Source organism: Devosia sp., from assembly GCF_035944845.1.
Lineage (GTDB): Bacteria > Pseudomonadota > Alphaproteobacteria > Rhizobiales > Devosiaceae > Devosia_A.
Genome location: NZ_DASZAW010000029.1, coordinates 1 through 16691, shown reverse-complemented (window position 1 = coordinate 16691; position 16691 = coordinate 1). Strand labels below are relative to the sequence as shown.

Here is a 16691-nt window from a genome sequence, read left to right as displayed (position 1 = left end):
ACCTTGTATCGCAATTACACGAGATATATCATGGAGATAGATTGGAACTGCCGTTCCATAGGCGTCAGAAATCCCGGCGTCATCGGTTGACATTTAGTTTTTACAGACTAATTATGCACCCATGATTCATGGCAACACAGTGTTGAGGGACGCGGCGTCGCTGCGGGCGAAGCCTGCAGTCCGCGTGCGAACTCCCCTTGCCGAGGATGCCCGCCGGGTGTGGCAGCTGATCGAGGAAACGCCGTCGCTGGACAAGAACTCGCTCTACTGCAACCTGTTGCAGTGCAGCCATTTCGCACAGACCTGTGCGGTGGCGGAGATCGGCGGGGAACTGGTGGGTTGGCTCTCGGGCTATATCCCGCCCGAGAGCGAAGACACCCTGTTCGTATGGCAGATCTGCGTCGGTTCGCGTGCCCGTGGACAGGGCATTGCCCGCAAGTTGATCGGCGCCGTGCTGGCGCGGCCGGCATCGAGCCGAGTTCGGTACCTGACCTGCACCATCACCGAAACCAATACTGCCTCGTGGGCGCTGTTCGGCTCGGCGGCGCGGGCCCTTAAGGGGCAGATGCGGCAGGCGGAGCATTTCCTGCACGACACCCATTTCGGCGGCAGCCACGACAGCGAACTGGGTGTCTGCATCGGCCCATTCGACCCGGACCGTATCGCCGCGCTGTCGGCCTAACCCACCACTACCAGATTACCAGGAGCCGCAAGCAATGAGCAGTTCTATCGCCACGCACGCCGTGGCAACTTTCGAACGCGTCGAGAGCCAGGTGCGCTCCTATTCGCGCAGCTTTCCCAAAGTGTTCGACCGTGCACTCGGAGCCACCGTCTACGATGCGGCGGGCCGTTCCTATACGGACTTCCTGACCGGTTGCTCGAGCCTCAACTACGGCCACAACGACCCCGACCTGAAGGCGGCGCTGATCGACTATCTGTCGGAAGACGGCATCGCCCACGGGCTGGACATGTTCACCAAGGCCAAGGAACGGTTTCTCGCCAGTTTCGAGCGAAACATCCTCAAGCCGCGGGGTCTCGACCATCACGTGCAGTTCACCGGCCCGACGGGAGCGAACGCGGTGGAAGCGGCGCTCAAGCTGGCGCGCAAGGTGACGGGGCGCAACAACGTCATCGCCTTCACCAACGGCTTTCACGGCGTGACGCTGGGGGCGTTGGCGGCGACCGGCAACCGCAAACATCGGGAGGGCGCCGCCACACCCCTGACCGGCGTCACACGAGCCGCCTTCGACGGCTATCACGGCGCCGACGTCGATACCGCCGAGCTGCTCGATCGCCAACTGTCCGATCCGTCGAGCGGACTGGATCTGCCCGCGGCAATCATCGTCGAGACGGTGCAGGGCGAAGGTGGCCTCAATGCTGCATCACCCCGGTGGCTGCGCAAGATCGAGGCCATTGCCCGCAAACACGGCGCGCTGTTCATCATCGACGACATCCAGGCCGGATGCGGCCGTGTCGGCGGGTTCTTCTCCTTCGACGGCATGGGCCTCAAGCCCGATATCGTCACGCTGGCCAAGTCCCTGTCCGGCATGGGGCTGCCGCTGGCGGTCGCCCTGATCAAGCCGGAATACGACATCTGGCGGCCAGCCGAGCACAACGGAACCTTCCGCGGCAACAACCACGCATTCGTCACCGCTGCCGCGGCTCTGGAAAAATACTGGTCCGACGACAGCTTCGCGGCCGAGGTGAGCGACAAGGCAAGCTATCTGGCCGACCGGCTGGGCGCCATTGCCGACGAGCACGGGCTGCGCGTCAAGGGGCGCGGCATGATGCTGGGGGTCGAAACCGAAAGCGGCGAACAGGCCGAGGCGATCTGCCGGAGATGCTTCACCGAGGGCCTCATCATCGAGACGTCGGGCAGCTTCGACGAAGTCGTCAAGGTGCTCGCCCCGCTCACCATAACGCGCCGCCAGTTTGCCACCGGCCTGGACACGCTGGAGGCCGCGTTCGGCGCGATCCTCGGGTCGCAGCGGGCGGCAGCAGAGTAGGGAGAACAAGATGATCGTCAGAGATCTCACCGAAGCCCGGGCCGGCGACCGGCTGGTCATCGCCGATGGCTGGGACAGCACCCGACTGCTGCTCGCCGGTGATGCAATGGGCTTCAGCTTTCACATCACGCGCATCCACGCCAACACGAGCCACGTGTTTCACTACAAGCACCATTTCGAAAGCGTCTACTGCATCTCGGGCGAAGGCAGCATCGAGGAACTCGACACCGGCAAGGTGCACCAGATCCGGCCCGGCGTGTTGTATGCGCTCGATCGCAATGACCGGCACCGCCTGTCCGCCACCACCGAGATGGTCATGGCGTGCTGCTTCAACCCCCCGGTGAGCGGCCGCGAGGTGCATCGCGAAGACGGGTCATACGCGCCCGCCGTCGAGCACGCCTGAGCCCGCACACCCAATCAAGAACCGACGAAAGGCGAAACCATGAACATGCACGCGCTCAACACCGCCAATCAGGACCTGTATCCCACGCGCCTGCCGCAGGAGCAGTGGATCGAACGTCAGGATCCTGCCGTCTGGGGCAAGTGGACCCCCGCGGCGCCGCTGACCCGCGCCGAGACGGATCAGTTCGAAAAGAACGGCTACATCATTCTCAAGGGCGTCTTTTCTGCTGCGGAGGTCGCGGCGCTGCAGGCGGAATCGGCCCGCATGCGGTCGGGCGAGGCCAAGCTGGCAGCCGAAGACGTCATTACCGAGCCCGGCTCCGACGAGGTCCGCACGGTGTTTCGCCTCGACGCGCAAAGCGACCTGTTCGACCGACTGGCGCGCGACGCGCGGATCGCCGGCCGCGTGAGCTTCCTGCTCGATGACGAGGTGTACCTGCACCAGTCGCGCCTCAACTACAAGCCGGGGTTCACCGGCAAGGAGTTCTACTGGCACTCCGATTTCGAGACCTGGCATGCCGAGGACGGGATGCCACGTATGCGCGCCATCTCCGCCTCGGTGCTGCTGACCGACAATGACGCGCTCAATGGCCCGCTGATGCTGATGCCAGGCTCGCACCGGACGTTCGTCGCCTGTGCCGGCGAGACCCCGGAGAACAACCACCAGACCTCGCTCAAGAGGCAGGAAATCGGGGTGCCGTCGCAGGACAGCCTGAGCCGGATGGCCCAGCAGTTTGGCGTCGACTACGCGGCCGGCCGTGCAGGCACGGTCATCCTGTTCGACTGCAATACCCTGCACGGCTCCAATGGCAACATCACGCCGTTTCCGCGTTCCAATGCGTTCTTCGTCTACAACGCCTGGAGCAACCGGGTCGTCGAACCCTTCGCCGCCAAGGCCCCGCGCCCGGCATTCCTGAGTTCGCGCGATACCGAGCGACCGATCGCCATCGAAAGCGGCAAGCTGGCGTGAGCCGGCCGCTCCACGAACTCTCTCTCAAAGCTGGCAGGGCGGCCCCTCAAAAGGGGGACGTCGCAGATTTCATGACTGATCCGATCCGGACTCATACCGTTGAAAAGATTGGCGGGACGTCGATGTCCCGCACCGCCGAGCTGCTCGACACGGTGCTGAAGCGCCGGCGCAGGGGGCAGGCGCTTTACAACCGCATCTTCGTGGTCTCGGCCTATGCCGGGATCACCGATGCCCTGCTCGAACACAAGAAGTCCGGCAAGCCCGGTGTGTACGCGCTGTTTGCCAGCGCCGAAGGCGGCAAGGCGTGGAGTGACGCGCTCGGCATCGTCAGCGACAAGATGCTGAAGATCAACGACACGATCTTCGGCAATGGAGTGGCTCGGCGCACCGCCGACCGCTTCGTCAGCGAGCGTATCGAGGAAGTGCGCTCCTGTCTCGTCGATCTGTCGCGAGTCTGCTCGTTCGGCCATTTCCAGCTTGGCCAGCACCTGCTGAGCGTGCGCGAGATGCTGTCCTCGGTGGGTGAAGCGCACTCGGCGTTCAACACCAGCCTGCTGCTCAACCAGGAGGGCGTGGCAGCCAGGTTCATCGATTTGACCGGGTGGCGCGAAGACGGTCAGCGGCCGCTCGACGAAACCATCCTGCGGGCGCTTGCCGATGTCGACCTCGCGCGGGAATTGCCGATCGTCACCGGCTATGCCCGGTGCAGCGAAGAGCTGATGGGGACCTATGACCGGGGCTACAGCGAGGTGACCTTGTCACGGACGGCTGTCGTGACCGGGGCCCGCGAGGCAATCATCCACAAGGAGTTCCATCTCTCCTCGGCCGATCCGCGCGTCGTGGGTGCGGACGTGGTCCGCGTCATCGGCGAGACCAACTACGATGTGGCCGACCAGCTTTCCAACATGGGGATGGAAGCCATCCACCCCCGTGCCGCCAAAAGCCTGCGCCAGGCGGGCATCCCGTTGCGCATCAAGAATGCATTCGAGCCCGAGCATGACGGCACCCTGATCCGCTCGGATCTCGAGGCTGTCGAGCCGCAGGTGGAGATCATCACCGGTCTGCAGAACGTCTACGCCTTCGAGTTCCACGACCAGGACATGGTCGGGGTCAAGGGCTACGACGCCCGGATCCTCGAGGCTCTCAAGCGCCACAAGGTGTGGATCATTTCCAAGACCTCCAATGCCAACACGATCACGCATTTCCTCAAGGGGTCGATGCACGCCATCAAGCGGGTCGAAGCCGACCTTTCGGAGGAGTTCCCGAACGCCGAAATCGCGTTGCGCAAAGTCTCGCTGGTCTCGGCCATCGGCCGTGACATCGGCGAGAGTTCGGTGCTGCTCAAGGCCATCAATGTGCTGGCCGCAGCCGGGATTCACCCGCTCGGCGTGCACGACCTGATCCGCAAGGTGGACCTGCAGGTCATTGTCGAGCCGGCCGATTTCGAGGCCACCCTCACCGCCCTGCACAAGGGGCTGATCGAAGACCGGGCGCCGGTCGCGCAGCAGCAGTTGCAGGCCGTCGCCTAGGCTAGTCACCGGCTGATTTCCATGGGCGGCAGCCGGCTCGTTTGCCCACAATGAAACAGGAGAAACACATGACCAATCTCGCAAAGACGACACTCATGGCCGTTTCCGCCATCGCTCTCGCCGCGGTCGCCGGCACGGCCGCCAGTGCCGCGACGCTGGCGGAAATCAAGGAGGCGGGGACGATCCGCATCGCTGTCGCCAATGAGATCCCCTACGGCTATGTCGATCCCAGCGGCGAGGCGCTCGGCGCCGGCCCGGATGTCGCCAAGGCATTGATGGAAAAGTTGGGCGTAGAGAACATCGAGTGGGTCACCACCAGCTTCTCGTCGCTGATCCCGGGCCTCAAGGCCGACCGCTTCGACATGGTTGCCGCCGAAATGGCAATCCGTCCCGATCGCTGCACCCAGGTGCTGTTCTCCGAGCCCAACAGTTCTTATGGCGAAGGCCTGCTGGTGGCTGAGGGCAACCCCAAGGATATCCACGCCTATACCGATTTCGCCGAGAACACCGAGCTCAAGGTCGCCATCATGGCGGGTGCCGACCAGCTGGACATGATGCAGGCGCTGGGTGTGCCCGAGGCCAACCTGGTGACGATCGCGGCCAATGCCGATGCCATTTCGACGGTCTCGACCGGACGTGCCGATGCCTATGCTGCCACCGGTCTCACCGCCAGCGGCCTCGCCAAGCAGAACGACAGCGTCGAAGTCGCCGCCAACTTTACCGATCCCGAGATCGAAGGTGAGGTGGTGCGCAGCTGGGGCGGCTTCACGTTCGCCAACGGCAATGAAGAGTTGCGCGATGCAGTCAACGGCGCGCTGGCCGAGTTCAAGCAGACGCCCGCCTGGTCCGAGACGCTCGCCGGCTACGGCTTCACCCAGGCCGATATCGACGGCTCGGGCAAGCGCACGACCGAGGCGCTCTGCGCCCAGTAATCGAGGCTGGACGACAACCGATGTGGGCGGGTGCTTCCGGCGCCCGCCCACGGCGTGTGTCAGCGCTGCCGTGCGGGGAACGTAAATGCATTGGACGGAATATGCTGCGCCGCTGCTACAAGGCGCCTGGGTCACTACCCAGCTGACGGTCTATTCGACGGTGCTGGGCGCCGTGCTGGCCTTCGCCGCAGGCATCGGCAAGCTCTCGGGCAACTGGGTGCTCAAGGGCGTCTCGGTCGCCTATATCGAGGTGTTTCGCGGCACTTCGCTGCTGGTGCAGCTGTTCTGGCTGTATTTCGCGCTGCCGCTGGCCGGCGCGGCAATCGGCCTCGATTTGCGCCTGCCGCCGGTGCTGGCCGGGGTGCTGGCGCTGGGCCTCAATATCGGGGCCTATGGCGCAGAGGTGGTGCGCGGGGCCATCCAGGCCGTACATACCGATCAGCATGAAGCGGCGCGGGCGCTGAATTTCTCGCCGCGCCAGACCCTGTGGGACATCGTCATTCCGCAGGCGGTGCCCGAGATGATGCCGTCATTCGGCAATCTCGCCGTGCAGAACCTCAAGGATACTGCCCTCGTCTCGCTGATCAGTCTGGGCGACCTGACATTCCGGGCCGAGCAGATCCGCAATTTCACCCAGGACAGCACGACGATCTACACCATGGTGCTGTTCACCTATTTCGGCATGGCGCTGGTGCTTACGGTGATCATGCGGGCGCTCGAGCGCTATCTGGCGCGCTGGCGCGCCGCGAAAGGCTAGCCCCATGTTGTTCGGATATGAGTGGGATCTCTCCAGCCCGCTGGCCTTCGCCGTCTCGATCCTGCCGATCCTCCTGATCGGCATGTGGGTGACAATCCAGGCTGCGGTGCTTGGTTTCCTCGTCGCCCTCGTGCTTGGGCTGCTGTTCGCCGTGCTCAAGAGTGCGCCATCCCGCTGGGTTTCGTGGCCTGCAGCGGTGGTCACCGAGTTCATCCGGGACACCCCGTTGCTGGTGCAGCTGTTCTTTCTCTACTACGTGCTGCCCGAGTACGGCGTGGTCTTGCCGGCTTTCATGACCGGGGCCCTGGCGCTGGGCATCCAGTACAGCGCCTATACCTCGGAAGTGTATCGGGCCGGGCTCGAGGCGGTGTCGCGTGACCAGCACGAAGCGGCGCGAGCGCTCAACCTCTCGGCGGTGCGTACCTTCACCCATATCGTGGTGCCGCAGGCGGTGCCGCGGATCGTGCCGGCGATGGGCAACTACCTGGTCTCGATCATGAAGGATGTGCCGGTGCTCTCGGTGGTGACCGTGCTCGAGATGCTCAACGTCGCCAAGATCGTCGGCGACCGCACGTTCAGCTACCTCATTCCGCTGTCGCTGGTCGGCGGTCTCTATCTGATCATGACGCTGGTCGCGTCCGCAGGCGTACGCCTGCTCGACGCCTGGCTACCCAAGCAGGGGATACCCTTGAAGTGAGCGATAACACCGATCCGATCATCACGTTCGACCAGGTCGTCAAGCGCTTCGGCGATCTGACTGTGCTCGACAAGCTCGATTTTGAGGTCAAGCGCGGCGAAAAGGTCACCATCATCGGGCCGTCCGGCTCCGGCAAATCCACGGTGCTGCGCATCCTGATGACCCTCGAGGGCATCGATGGGGGCGTGGTCACCGTTGGCGGCGAGCCGCTCTGGCACGAGCAGGGCCCCGAAGGCCTGCGCCCCGCCAGCGAGGCGCACCTGCGCAAGATGCGCTCGCGCCTGGGCATGGTGTTCCAGCAGTTCAACCTGTTCCCGCACATGACGGTCCTGCGCAACATTACCGAGGCACCGGTGAAGGTGCTGGGCCTCAGCAAGGTGGAGGCACGGACCCGGGCAGAAGAGCTGCTGGAACTGGTCGGGCTCGCCGATCAGGCGCAGAAATACCCCCATCAGCTATCCGGCGGCCAGCAACAGCGTGTCGGTATTGCCCGCGCCCTGGCGATGCGGCCCGACGTGCTGCTGTTCGACGAGCCGACTTCGGCGCTCGACCCCGAACTGGTGGGGGAAGTGCTCAACGTCATCGGGCAGCTGGCTGAGGAGCACGACCTCACCATGCTGCTGGTGACCCACGAAATGCGCTTCGCCCGCGAGGTTTCCGATCGGGTCTGCTTCTTCGACCAGGGCCGCATTCGCGAGCAGGGCACGCCCGAACAGCTGTTCACCGACCCCAGGGAGCAGCGCACCCGGGAATTCCTCGCCGCGGTGCTCGACGCTTGATGTTGCGGATGCGTCCTTCCACGGGCGCACGCCAACCGCTCGCCTGCCACCCCAATCTGCCAGGAGCGGCTTCAGTGCCGTCCGCCGCGACATGACCGGCTTGCCGCCGGTCACTGCAAATCGTCGCGTCGGAAATGAGCGGCTCGGCAAAGGGCCGGCCGGGGGAATGGTCCTGCATCAGGGATCTTCGTGGGGCTATGGTGCAAACTCCGCCGGCCGGCTTGGCTAAACTGCTGCTAGCCGCGCGACTGCCTGCCGACGGCAAGCGAGGTGAAGCTGGTGACCTGCCCGGCGATGGCTGTTTCGGTCGGCAGCCGCTCCATCGAGCTTGCGCCGTAGAAGCCGTGGCATTGCGCCGTTCGTTCCAGCACGTAGCGGGCGTCGTCAGGCATGGAGATCGGCCCACCGTGGCAGAGGACGATGACGTCGTCGCGGACGCGGCGGGCGGCGGCCGACCAGGCGTCGATCTTTTCGACGCAATCGTCGAGCGTCAGCGCGGTCTCGGCGCCGATCGAGCCGCCGGTGGTGAGGCCGAGATGGCAGACGATGATGTCGGCGCCGGCTTTCGCCATGGCCACGGCGTCGTCGCTGGAAAAGACGTAAGGGGTGGTCAGCAGCTGTTTGTTCGCGGCGCGCTCGATGATCTCGACTTCCTGCGCATAGCTCATGCCGGTCTCTTCGAGGTTGGCGCGGAAGGTGCCGTCGATCAGCCCGACGGTAGGGAAGTTCTGGATGCCGGCAAAGCCCAGCGCCTGCAGCTCATCGAGGAACTTGTCGGGGATGAGGAACGGGTCGGTGCCGTTGACACCGGCCAGCACCGGGGTGTGGCGCACCACCGGGAGGACCTCGTGGGCCATTTCGACGACGATGTCGTTGGCATTGCCATAAGCCATCAGACCGGCGAGCGAGCCGCGCCCGGCCATGCGATAGCGGCCGGAATTGTAGATGACGATCAGGTCGATGCCGCCGGCCTCCTCGGCCTTGGCGCTGAGGCCCGTGCCGGCGCCGCCGCCGATGATCGGCGTGCCCTCGGCAATCTTCTTGCGTAGTTTGAGCAGGATGTCTTCACGGGAAAGTCTGGTCATGGGCTGGTCTCAGGCTGGAGAGAGTTCGTGGAAGTTCGCCACCAGTGCGGCGGCGAACTCGGGATCGTTGATGTGGAGGTCGAGCTCGACGAGCTTGCGGTTAGGGGCTGCCTGCCAGCCGGAACGGATGGTGTCGAACAGTACCCGGTCGGCCGTGGGATCGTGGAACGGCTGGTCCGGCGCATCGATGGCCGAGACGCCGCGCAGCGGCAGGAGGAAACGCACCGGCCCTTCCATGCGGTTGAGCCGGCTGACGATGAACTCGGCGGTGCGACGGTTCTCGTCGGGCGTCGTGCGCATCAGCGTGACCTGGGCGTTGTGGACGTGGAGCCTGCGGTCCTGGAACTGGCTGGGGACGGTTTCCTCGGCGCCGAAATTGACCATGTCGACGGCGCCGACCGAGCCGACATAGGGCAGGCCGGTACGGATCACAGCGCCGAAACGATCTTCGGTCGCCGGAAACACCCCGCCGACCAGAAGGTCGGGCACCTCGGTGGTGGTGACGTCGATCAACCCGGCGACGAGGCCGGAATCAGCGAGCTTTTCCATCGATTGGCCGCCGGTGCCGGTGGCGTGGAAAGTGTAGACCTCGTGCGTCGCCTCCATCGCTTCACGCACCATCGTCACACAGGCCGTGGTGACACCGAACATGCTCATGCCAAGCCCCGGCTTGTCGGCGCCTGAGCTGGGCGTGGCCGTCAGCGCCATGCCCGCCGCGGCGTGGGCGGCATTGCCGATGACCTGGCGCGAGATGGCGTTGAGCCCGGCGATATCGACCACCGAGTACATCAGGGTGAGGTCGTTCGGGCCGACATAGGGGGCGGTGTTACCCGAGGCGACGGTCGAGACCATCAGCTTGGGAACGCCGATCGGCAGGGTGCGCATCGCCTCGGTGACGAGGGCAGTATTGCCGGTGCCGCCAAGCCCGAGCACGGCGCCGATATCGCTGCGGGTGGCAAGGTAACGGCTCAACGCCTTGGCCATGGCGGACACCGCCTTGCCTCGGTCGGTGAGGCCGAGTACGGCGCCGGAACCTTCTGGGTGGTGGGTGGCGACCACTGCCGCCGTGACATCGGCGCCCACTCCGGCGCGTTGCGTGCCGACATCGACCAGCACCGCTTCGGCCCCCGCAGCTCGGACCTGCTCGGCGGCATAGCGCAGCTCGGGCTCCTTGGTGTCCATGGTTCCAACGACATAGACCTTCGGCATTTCCTCCCTCTTTCCGGGCATCTCAGCCCCTTGAGCGCGACCTGTCGCCGCCATTTGGTATGCAATAGCCATACCGTGCATTTTCCATATTGTATATTCATGCGTTGATTGTATACAAATGCGTATCGGACAACGAGGCCGCGACCACCGAATGAACGACATCCGCCACCTGACCCTGCGCGAGCGCATCTACGAGGAGATCGTCCGGATGATCGTCTCGGGTGAACTGCCGTCAGGGGCGCCGCTCGATGAAAAGGCGCTGACCGAAAAGCTGCAGGTGAGCCGGACGCCGTTCCGCGAGGCGCTGGGCACGCTCAGCAAGGAAGGGCTGATCGAAATCAAGCCGTATCGCGGCTTCTTCGTCCGCAGCTTTTCGAAAAAGGAAACCGAGGATCTCTACGAGCTCAGGAAGACGCTCGAGTGCTTTGCGGTCGAGCTGGCGGTGCCGCAGATGAGCGACCGGCACATCGCCAATTTCGAGCGCATTCTCGATGAGGCCGTTGCCGCACTGAAGGCCGACGACATGGTGGCCTATGGCCAGGCCGACCGCGAGTTCCACGAGACCATCGCCGAGCTCTCCGGCAATGCGGCGCTGATCGAAACGCTGAGCCGGCTGGCGCTGCAGATCCAGATCGGCCGCACCATCGCCAACGAGAGCCACACCTTTGCAGAGGACGCGGCGCGCGAGCGCGACGACATCCTCGCCGCCTTCCGCCGCCGCGACATCAAGACCGCGGCGGCGCTGATGCACGCCCACATCTCCGACGTGCAGCGCACCGTGCTGGCGCGCTTCGAGGAGGTGAAGCCGGCCAAACGCTAGGGACAGTATCGCCCGAGCCCAGACGACGCCGGTTAACCGGCGCGATACCGAGAGGAGGACCACCATGTTGAGACGAACCCTGATGGCTTCGGCCGTGGCGCTTGCTGCCGCCGGATTGCTCGCCGTGCCGACCCTGGCCCAGGCGCAGACCCTGACGGTCTGGGCCACCGACCAGCTCGCCGATCCGCTGGTCGCCGAGGTGTGGAACAAGCTGAAGGCCGACTTCGAGGCCGCCAATCCCGGCGTCACCGTCGAGTACATGCCACCCACCGGCACCATCTCGAACGGGGCCGTGCAGGCCGCGATTCAATCCGATGCGGGCCCCGACGTACTGCTGACCAATTCGGGCATCGGCCGCGTCACCACGGTGGTCAACGCCAAGCTGATCCAGCCGCTCACCGCGCATTACGCCGACATGGGCTGGAAGGACAGGATCTTCCCCTGGCTCTACGACATCCTGGGCAGCCAGTTCGGCGGCGAGATCTACGAGGTGCCCGATGGCATCGATGCGATCGGGCTCTGGTATCACAAGGATCTGTTCGCCGAGAACGGCTGGACGATCGGCGGCAGCTGGGCCGATTTCGAAGCGCTGCTGCAGCAGATCAAGGACAAGGGCCTCGAGCCGCTGGCGGTTGGCCCGCGCAACAACGCCAATGGCGGCCACCTGATGGGCAATTTCCTGCAGGCGGCGGCGGGCGCGAGCGTGATGGGCGAGGTGGTGACCGGCAAGAAGGCATGGACCGATGCCGAGCCGCTGCTGGGGGCCCAGCGTGTCTCAGATTTCGCTAGGAAGGGCTACATAAGTGGCCAGATGGCGGGGCTCGATCTCGAGGCGGCGACGCGGCTGTGGACCAACAAGCGCGCCGCGATCTTCTTCGGCGGGCCGTGGTTCATCGGCAATGCCCGCAAGAACGAGTACCCGATCGACAATATGGGCTTTGCCACCATCCCCACGGATATCGCCGGGGAGAGCAAGCCGACCGGCGGTATCGGCTGGAGCTGGATGATCCCGGTCAGTTCGAAGCAACCCGAGCTCGCCGCGAAGTGGATCGACTTCATCCTCTCCGACGAGGTGATGCGCTTCCGCGCCGAGCACAAGACCGGCACGCAGATCTCGCCGCGCGCCATGCCCGACCTCAACCCGGCAGAGCCGGTCATGGCCGAGGTGTTTGCGGCAGCGGCCAACGGCGTGGGGTTCAATCCCTCGGTCTACATGCCCGGCGCGGCGCTCGACACCTACTTCCAGGTGATCCAGGGCCTGATCGGCGGGCAGGTCTCGGCCGAGGACGGCATGGCGCAGATCCAGGCGAAGATTCCGGCGCTGTAAGTGCTGACTGAAGCGGACGGCCCCCTCCCATCCTCCCCCATGAAGGGGGAGGTGCCCTGCCGGTGGGATTGGCACCATCTCGCCAAGCGCTCGACTCTTTACCTCCCCCTTCATGGGGGAGGTCGGGAGGGGGCCGTCTGTCTCAACGGGAACCGTAGATGACCCGCCTTTCCACCACAGCCAATCCAACGGATATCGGCGCGCCTGCAGCCACCCGACGACGCCGTGCCGATGGGGCGCGCGACGGGTTCGGGGCCGCTTTCGTGCTGATGCTGCCGGCGATTGCGCTCTATGCGCTGTTCAGCCTGACGCCGATCGTTGCGACGATCTGGATCAGCTTCACCAATTCGGGCGGCTTCAACACCGAAGCGAGCTTCGTCGGCTTCGACAATTATGTGCGGGCCACCGAGGATCCGATCATCTGGCAAAGCCTCGGCCGCACCTTCCTGTGGCTGTTCTACCATGTGGTGCTGGCGGGCGGACTCGGGCTGGCGCTGGCGCTGGCGATCGGCCGGCTGAGCCGGACACGGGTGTTTTTCCGTACGGCGTTCTTCCTGCCGCACCTCGTCTCGCTGGCCGTGGTGGGGGTGATCTGGGCCAATATCTACGATCCGTTCTACGGCCTCATCAACACGGCGCTGACCCAGTGGGGGCTCGCGAGCTGGGCCAAGGGCTGGCTATCGGACCCGCTGCTGGTGCTGTTCTCGGTGAACGTCGCGAGCTCCTGGCAGGGCTTCGGGCTCTACATGCTGCTGTTCATCGCCGGGCTGCAGAATATCGATCATTCGCTCTACGAGGCGGCGGAGATCGACGGCGCCAACGCTCTGCAGAAGCTCTGGAACGTCACGTTGCCTGGCCTCAGCGAGGTGATGACGTTCGTGCTGTCGCTCGCCATGATCAACGGGCTCAAAGGCTTTGCCACGGTGTTCGTGATGACCAATGGCGGGCCGTTCTACGCCAGTGAGATCATTACCACCTACATCTACCGGCTGGCCTTCCAGGCGCAGGACCACGGCCTCGCCGCAGTGCTCTGCATCCTGATGAGCGTTCTCGCCATCACCATCACCGTTGCCTTCAACCGCTGGCGCGCAAGGAAATCGTCATGAGTGCCCGCAAACCCTCGGAGTGGCCGATGGTGGCGTTGCTCCTGCCGGTGTTCGCCATCATCCTCGGGCCGTTCGTGTGGCTCGTGGTTTCGAGTCTGAAGACCGAAGCCGAGATCGGGCGTGGCGATCCGTTCGCGTTGCCCAGGCAACTGATGTGGCAGAACTACGCCGACGCCTGGAATGTCGGCGGCTTCGGCTCCTTGATCGGCAACAGCCTGATCAACGTGGCGGGCGTGGTGGTGCTGACGCTGCTCGTCTGTGCCCCGGCCGGCTACGCGCTCGCCAAGATCCGCTTCCCGGGGCGCGAGTGGACTTTTTACGCGTTCATCTTCGGGCTGACGATCCCGATCCAGGCGATCATCATCCCGCTCTATCAGGTGCTGTTCAACCTGGGGTTGATCAACTCGATGGCCGGGGTCGTGCTGGCGCAGGTTTCGAACGGCATCCCGTTCGGGCTGTTCCTGATGCGGAGTTTCTTTCTCGGGGTGCCGAACGAATTGAGCGAAGCTGCCAAGATCGATGGCGCCAACCATTTCCAGATCCTCACCCGGGTGTTTCTGCCGTTGTCGCAGCCGGCCATTTCGGCGCTGCTGATCATTTCCGCGCTCTCGACCTGGAACGATTTCTTCCTGCCGCTGGTGGTGCTGATCAGCCCCGGCAACCAGACCCTGCCGCTCGGCCTCGTGCGGTTCGCGTCGACCTATTCCACCGATTTCCGGCTGGTGTTCTCGGGCACCGTGATCACCTTCCTGCCGGTCATCATTCTCTACATCCTGACCCAGAGGCGCTTCACCGAAGGCCTCACGCAAGGCGCCCTGAAAGGCTGAGTTATGCCGCACCACGTTCCCAGAGAGATCCGCTACAACTTCGAGTACGAGCGGCGCCTCAAGGCCTGCTTCATCGGCGCGGGCGGCCATGCCTATCGCAACGTCTATCCGACCTTCCGCTATGCGCCGGTCGACCTCGTCGGCATCTGCGACCTTTCGAAGGATCGCGCCGACGGCTTTGCCCGGGTGTTCGGCGCCGAGCGCACCTATACCGACCACCGGGCGATGCTCGTGGCCGAAAGGCCCGATGTGGTGTTCATCGTCACCAGCTACACCAAAGACGGCCACGTGCAGGCGACGCAACTGGCCAAGGATGTGGCCGAAGCCGGCGCGCATGTGTGGATGGAAAAGCCGACAGCGGCGAGCCGGGCCGAGGTCGAGGAGCTGATCGCGGTGTCGCAGCGCACCGGCAAGAACATCATGACCGGGCTGAAGAAAACCTTCTTTCCCGCCATCGAAAAGCTCAAGGACATCGTCACGGCGCCGGAATTCGGCCGGCTGACCTCGCTGGTGGTGCGCTACCCGCAGGCGCTGCCGGCGCCCGACAAGCGCGGTGACCTCGTCGCCATGCAGTCGGTGATCGACCATATCTATCACCCCGGCGCGATCATCAGTTTCCTTGCCGGCGAAATCGAACGGGCGAGCTTCGAGTGGGCCGAGCCGACCGGGGCGACGATTGCCAGCCTGAAGTTCAAATCGGGCGCCATCGGCGCGCTGCATTTCAGCGCCGGCCAGAGCTGGGGCGGCCCGCTCGAGCGGGTCGAGGCGATCGGTGAGGGCAGCCACGCCGTGGTCGAAAACGGGGTGAAGCTGACGCATTATCGGAAAGCCAAGCTTCCGAGTTATGGCCGGGCCTCGAGCTGGATCCAGCCCGAGGAGAGCGCCACCGTGGTGTATGAGCCGGAATTCTCGCTGGGCCAGCTCTACAACAACAACATGTTCACCCTGGGCTACGTGCCCGAAGTGCTGCACTTCTGCGAGGCAGTGCTGGAGGGCCGGGCGGTGACCAAGGGGACGCTGGAGACGGCGCGCGACATCATGAAGCTCTATGATTTCTACGCCACGACGCCGCATGGCGTTTCGGCCACGATCTGAGCGGGAGCGGTTCGATGACGATCGAGACTTTCGTCTGCCGCGCCGCCGATGGCGAGCGGGTCAGCACCGGCTGGGGCGAGCTCAACTGGAAGATCACCGACAAATCGATGGCCGGCACTGAAATGACCTTCGGCACCTGCTTCATCAAACCAGGCGAGCGCAACCCGCTGCACTCGCACCCCAACTGCGAGGAATTTCTCTACGTCGTCTCAGGCTCCTGCGAGCACAAGCTGGGGAAGGAGACGGTGATGCTGGGCGCCGGCGACATCATCCGTATCCCGCAGGATGTGCGGCACTGGGCCAGGGCGATCGGCTCGGAACCGGTATTCGCGCTGATCATGTTCTCGACCGGCAAGCGCCAGGCGGTGGATCACGAAGGTGGCGGCGTGGCGTGATCGCTTTGTGCCAGATGATTTCGATGAAATGATCTAGGTCTCTGGATGGTCGCGCTTTCGAGCCGGAAAGTCTGCAACTTTTCCTGAAAGCGCTCCGCTGCGGAACTTCAAGACAACTGGCACAGTTGCTAGGGTCCGCCACCGCCTCGCGGCGAGGCGCAACCCACGGAGACGATGATGAAGCGTACTGCCACCGCCAACTGGATGGGATCGTTGCAGGAGGGGAACGGCACGCTCGATGTGCTGAGCGGCGCTTTCTCCGCGCTGCCCTATACTTTCAAGGGTCGCTTCGTCGATGAAAGCGGGCAATCGGGCACCAACCCCGAGGAACTGATCGCAGCGGCGCATTCGGGCTGCTACGCCATGCAGCTCAGCCATTTCCTCGCCGAGAACGGCACCAAGGCAGAGAACCTCAAGGTCACCGCGGCCGTCGAGCTCATTCCCGGCACCGGCATCACCGGCAGCGCCCTGACGGTCGAAGGCAAGGTGCCCGGGATCGATGCCGCCAAGTTCCAGGAACTGGCCGAGAAGGCCAAGGCCGAATGCCCGGTGTCGCGGGCCCTTGGCGCCATCAACGTGAGCCTCGACGCACGGCTGGTCTGAGGCCTTTTGATCGCCTTAGGCGTGGCGCCAGTCGGGCCACGCCGCCATCGAATGCACACGCCGGGTGTGGCGGCCTTCTTCGCCGAAGGGCGCCACTTCCCATTTCCAGCGCAGCCCGCTGCGCGGTACCGGCCGGCCATGCAGCAGGTCGG

At 64.5% G+C, this 16691-nt stretch carries 18 protein-coding genes; 16 read left to right on the top strand and 2 right to left on the bottom strand.

Features of this window, described 5'->3' with window-relative positions:
- Positions 1–184: 184 nt before the first annotated feature.
- The 9 genes from ectA (at position 185) to ehuA (ending at position 8072) form a co-directional block, all read left to right on the top strand.
- A complete protein-coding gene (gene ectA, locus VGV07_RS04345) occupies positions 185–682 on the top strand; it encodes a diaminobutyrate acetyltransferase (protein WP_326867464.1) in 498 nt (165 codons plus the stop codon).
- Positions 683–716: 34 nt separating this feature from the next.
- Positions 717–2006, top strand: a complete 1290-nt coding sequence (ectB, locus tag VGV07_RS04340) for a diaminobutyrate--2-oxoglutarate transaminase (RefSeq protein ID WP_326867463.1) — start codon at positions 717–719, stop codon at positions 2004–2006.
- 10 nt (positions 2007–2016) lie between these two features.
- Positions 2017–2409 carry an ectoine synthase gene (locus VGV07_RS04335; protein WP_326867462.1) on the top strand — a complete coding sequence of 131 codons (393 nt, stop codon included), beginning with the start codon at positions 2017–2019 and terminating at the stop codon, positions 2407–2409.
- Between the two features lie 39 nt (positions 2410–2448).
- A complete protein-coding gene (gene thpD, locus VGV07_RS04330; protein WP_326867461.1) occupies positions 2449–3378 on the top strand; it encodes an ectoine hydroxylase in 930 nt (309 codons plus the stop codon).
- Between the two features lie 71 nt (positions 3379–3449).
- The gene (locus tag VGV07_RS04325; RefSeq protein WP_326867460.1) at positions 3450–4907 is read left to right on the top strand and encodes an aspartate kinase; all 1458 of its coding nucleotides are present in this window, start codon (positions 3450–3452) and stop codon (positions 4905–4907) included.
- 68 nt (positions 4908–4975) lie between these two features.
- Entirely contained in the window at positions 4976–5839 is an 864-nt protein-coding gene (gene ehuB / locus VGV07_RS04320) for an ectoine/hydroxyectoine ABC transporter substrate-binding protein EhuB (RefSeq protein WP_326867459.1), read from the top strand.
- Positions 5840–5924: 85 nt separating this feature from the next.
- Positions 5925–6596, top strand: coding sequence for an ectoine/hydroxyectoine ABC transporter permease subunit EhuC (ehuC, locus tag VGV07_RS04315; protein ID WP_326867458.1), 672 nt, complete (start codon positions 5925–5927; stop codon positions 6594–6596).
- Between the two features lie 4 nt (positions 6597–6600).
- Positions 6601–7293 carry an ectoine/hydroxyectoine ABC transporter permease subunit EhuD gene (gene ehuD / locus VGV07_RS04310; RefSeq protein WP_326867457.1) on the top strand — a complete coding sequence of 231 codons (693 nt, stop codon included), beginning with the start codon at positions 6601–6603 and terminating at the stop codon, positions 7291–7293.
- Positions 7290–8072: an ectoine/hydroxyectoine ABC transporter ATP-binding protein EhuA gene (gene ehuA, locus VGV07_RS04305; RefSeq protein ID WP_326867456.1), complete on the top strand. Its 783-nt coding sequence runs from the start codon at positions 7290–7292 to the stop codon at positions 8070–8072. Before ehuD ends, ehuA begins: the two co-directional genes overlap by 4 nt.
- A 236-nt stretch (positions 8073–8308) precedes the next feature.
- Here ehuA and VGV07_RS04300 read toward each other — a convergent pair whose 3' ends face one another.
- On the bottom strand, positions 8309–9157 hold the full coding sequence (locus VGV07_RS04300) for a phosphoenolpyruvate hydrolase family protein (RefSeq protein WP_326867455.1): 849 nt from the start codon (positions 9155–9157) through the stop codon (positions 8309–8311).
- 9 nt (positions 9158–9166) lie between these two features.
- Positions 9167–10366 carry a Tm-1-like ATP-binding domain-containing protein gene (locus VGV07_RS04295; RefSeq protein ID WP_326867454.1) on the bottom strand — a complete coding sequence of 400 codons (1200 nt, stop codon included), beginning with the start codon at positions 10364–10366 and terminating at the stop codon, positions 9167–9169.
- A 151-nt stretch (positions 10367–10517) separates the two neighbouring features.
- Here VGV07_RS04295 and VGV07_RS04290 point away from each other — a divergent pair, with 151 nt between their 5' ends.
- From VGV07_RS04290 to VGV07_RS04260, 7 genes are all read left to right on the top strand, one after another.
- Positions 10518–11186 (top strand): GntR family transcriptional regulator, encoded by a 669-nt coding sequence (locus tag VGV07_RS04290; protein WP_055886511.1) that lies wholly within the window; start codon positions 10518–10520, stop codon positions 11184–11186.
- A 64-nt stretch (positions 11187–11250) separates the two neighbouring features.
- Entirely contained in the window at positions 11251–12513 is a 1263-nt protein-coding gene (locus VGV07_RS04285; protein WP_326867453.1) for an ABC transporter substrate-binding protein, read from the top strand.
- Positions 12514–12671: 158 nt separating this feature from the next.
- Positions 12672–13619, top strand: a complete 948-nt coding sequence (locus VGV07_RS04280; protein WP_326867452.1) for a sugar ABC transporter permease — start codon at positions 12672–12674, stop codon at positions 13617–13619.
- Complete coding sequence (locus VGV07_RS04275) at positions 13616–14446, top strand: carbohydrate ABC transporter permease (RefSeq protein ID WP_326867451.1); 831 nt, start codon at positions 13616–13618, stop codon at positions 14444–14446. Before VGV07_RS04280 ends, VGV07_RS04275 begins: the two co-directional genes overlap by 4 nt.
- A gap of 3 nt (positions 14447–14449) precedes the next feature.
- On the top strand, positions 14450–15541 hold the full coding sequence (locus tag VGV07_RS04270; protein WP_326867450.1) for a Gfo/Idh/MocA family oxidoreductase: 1092 nt from the start codon (positions 14450–14452) through the stop codon (positions 15539–15541).
- Positions 15542–15555: 14 nt separating this feature from the next.
- On the top strand, positions 15556–15936 hold the full coding sequence (locus VGV07_RS04265; protein WP_326867449.1) for a cupin domain-containing protein: 381 nt from the start codon (positions 15556–15558) through the stop codon (positions 15934–15936).
- A 177-nt stretch (positions 15937–16113) separates the two neighbouring features.
- The gene (locus tag VGV07_RS04260; RefSeq protein ID WP_326867448.1) at positions 16114–16539 is read left to right on the top strand and encodes an OsmC family protein; all 426 of its coding nucleotides are present in this window, start codon (positions 16114–16116) and stop codon (positions 16537–16539) included.
- Positions 16540–16691: the final 152 nt, after the last annotated feature.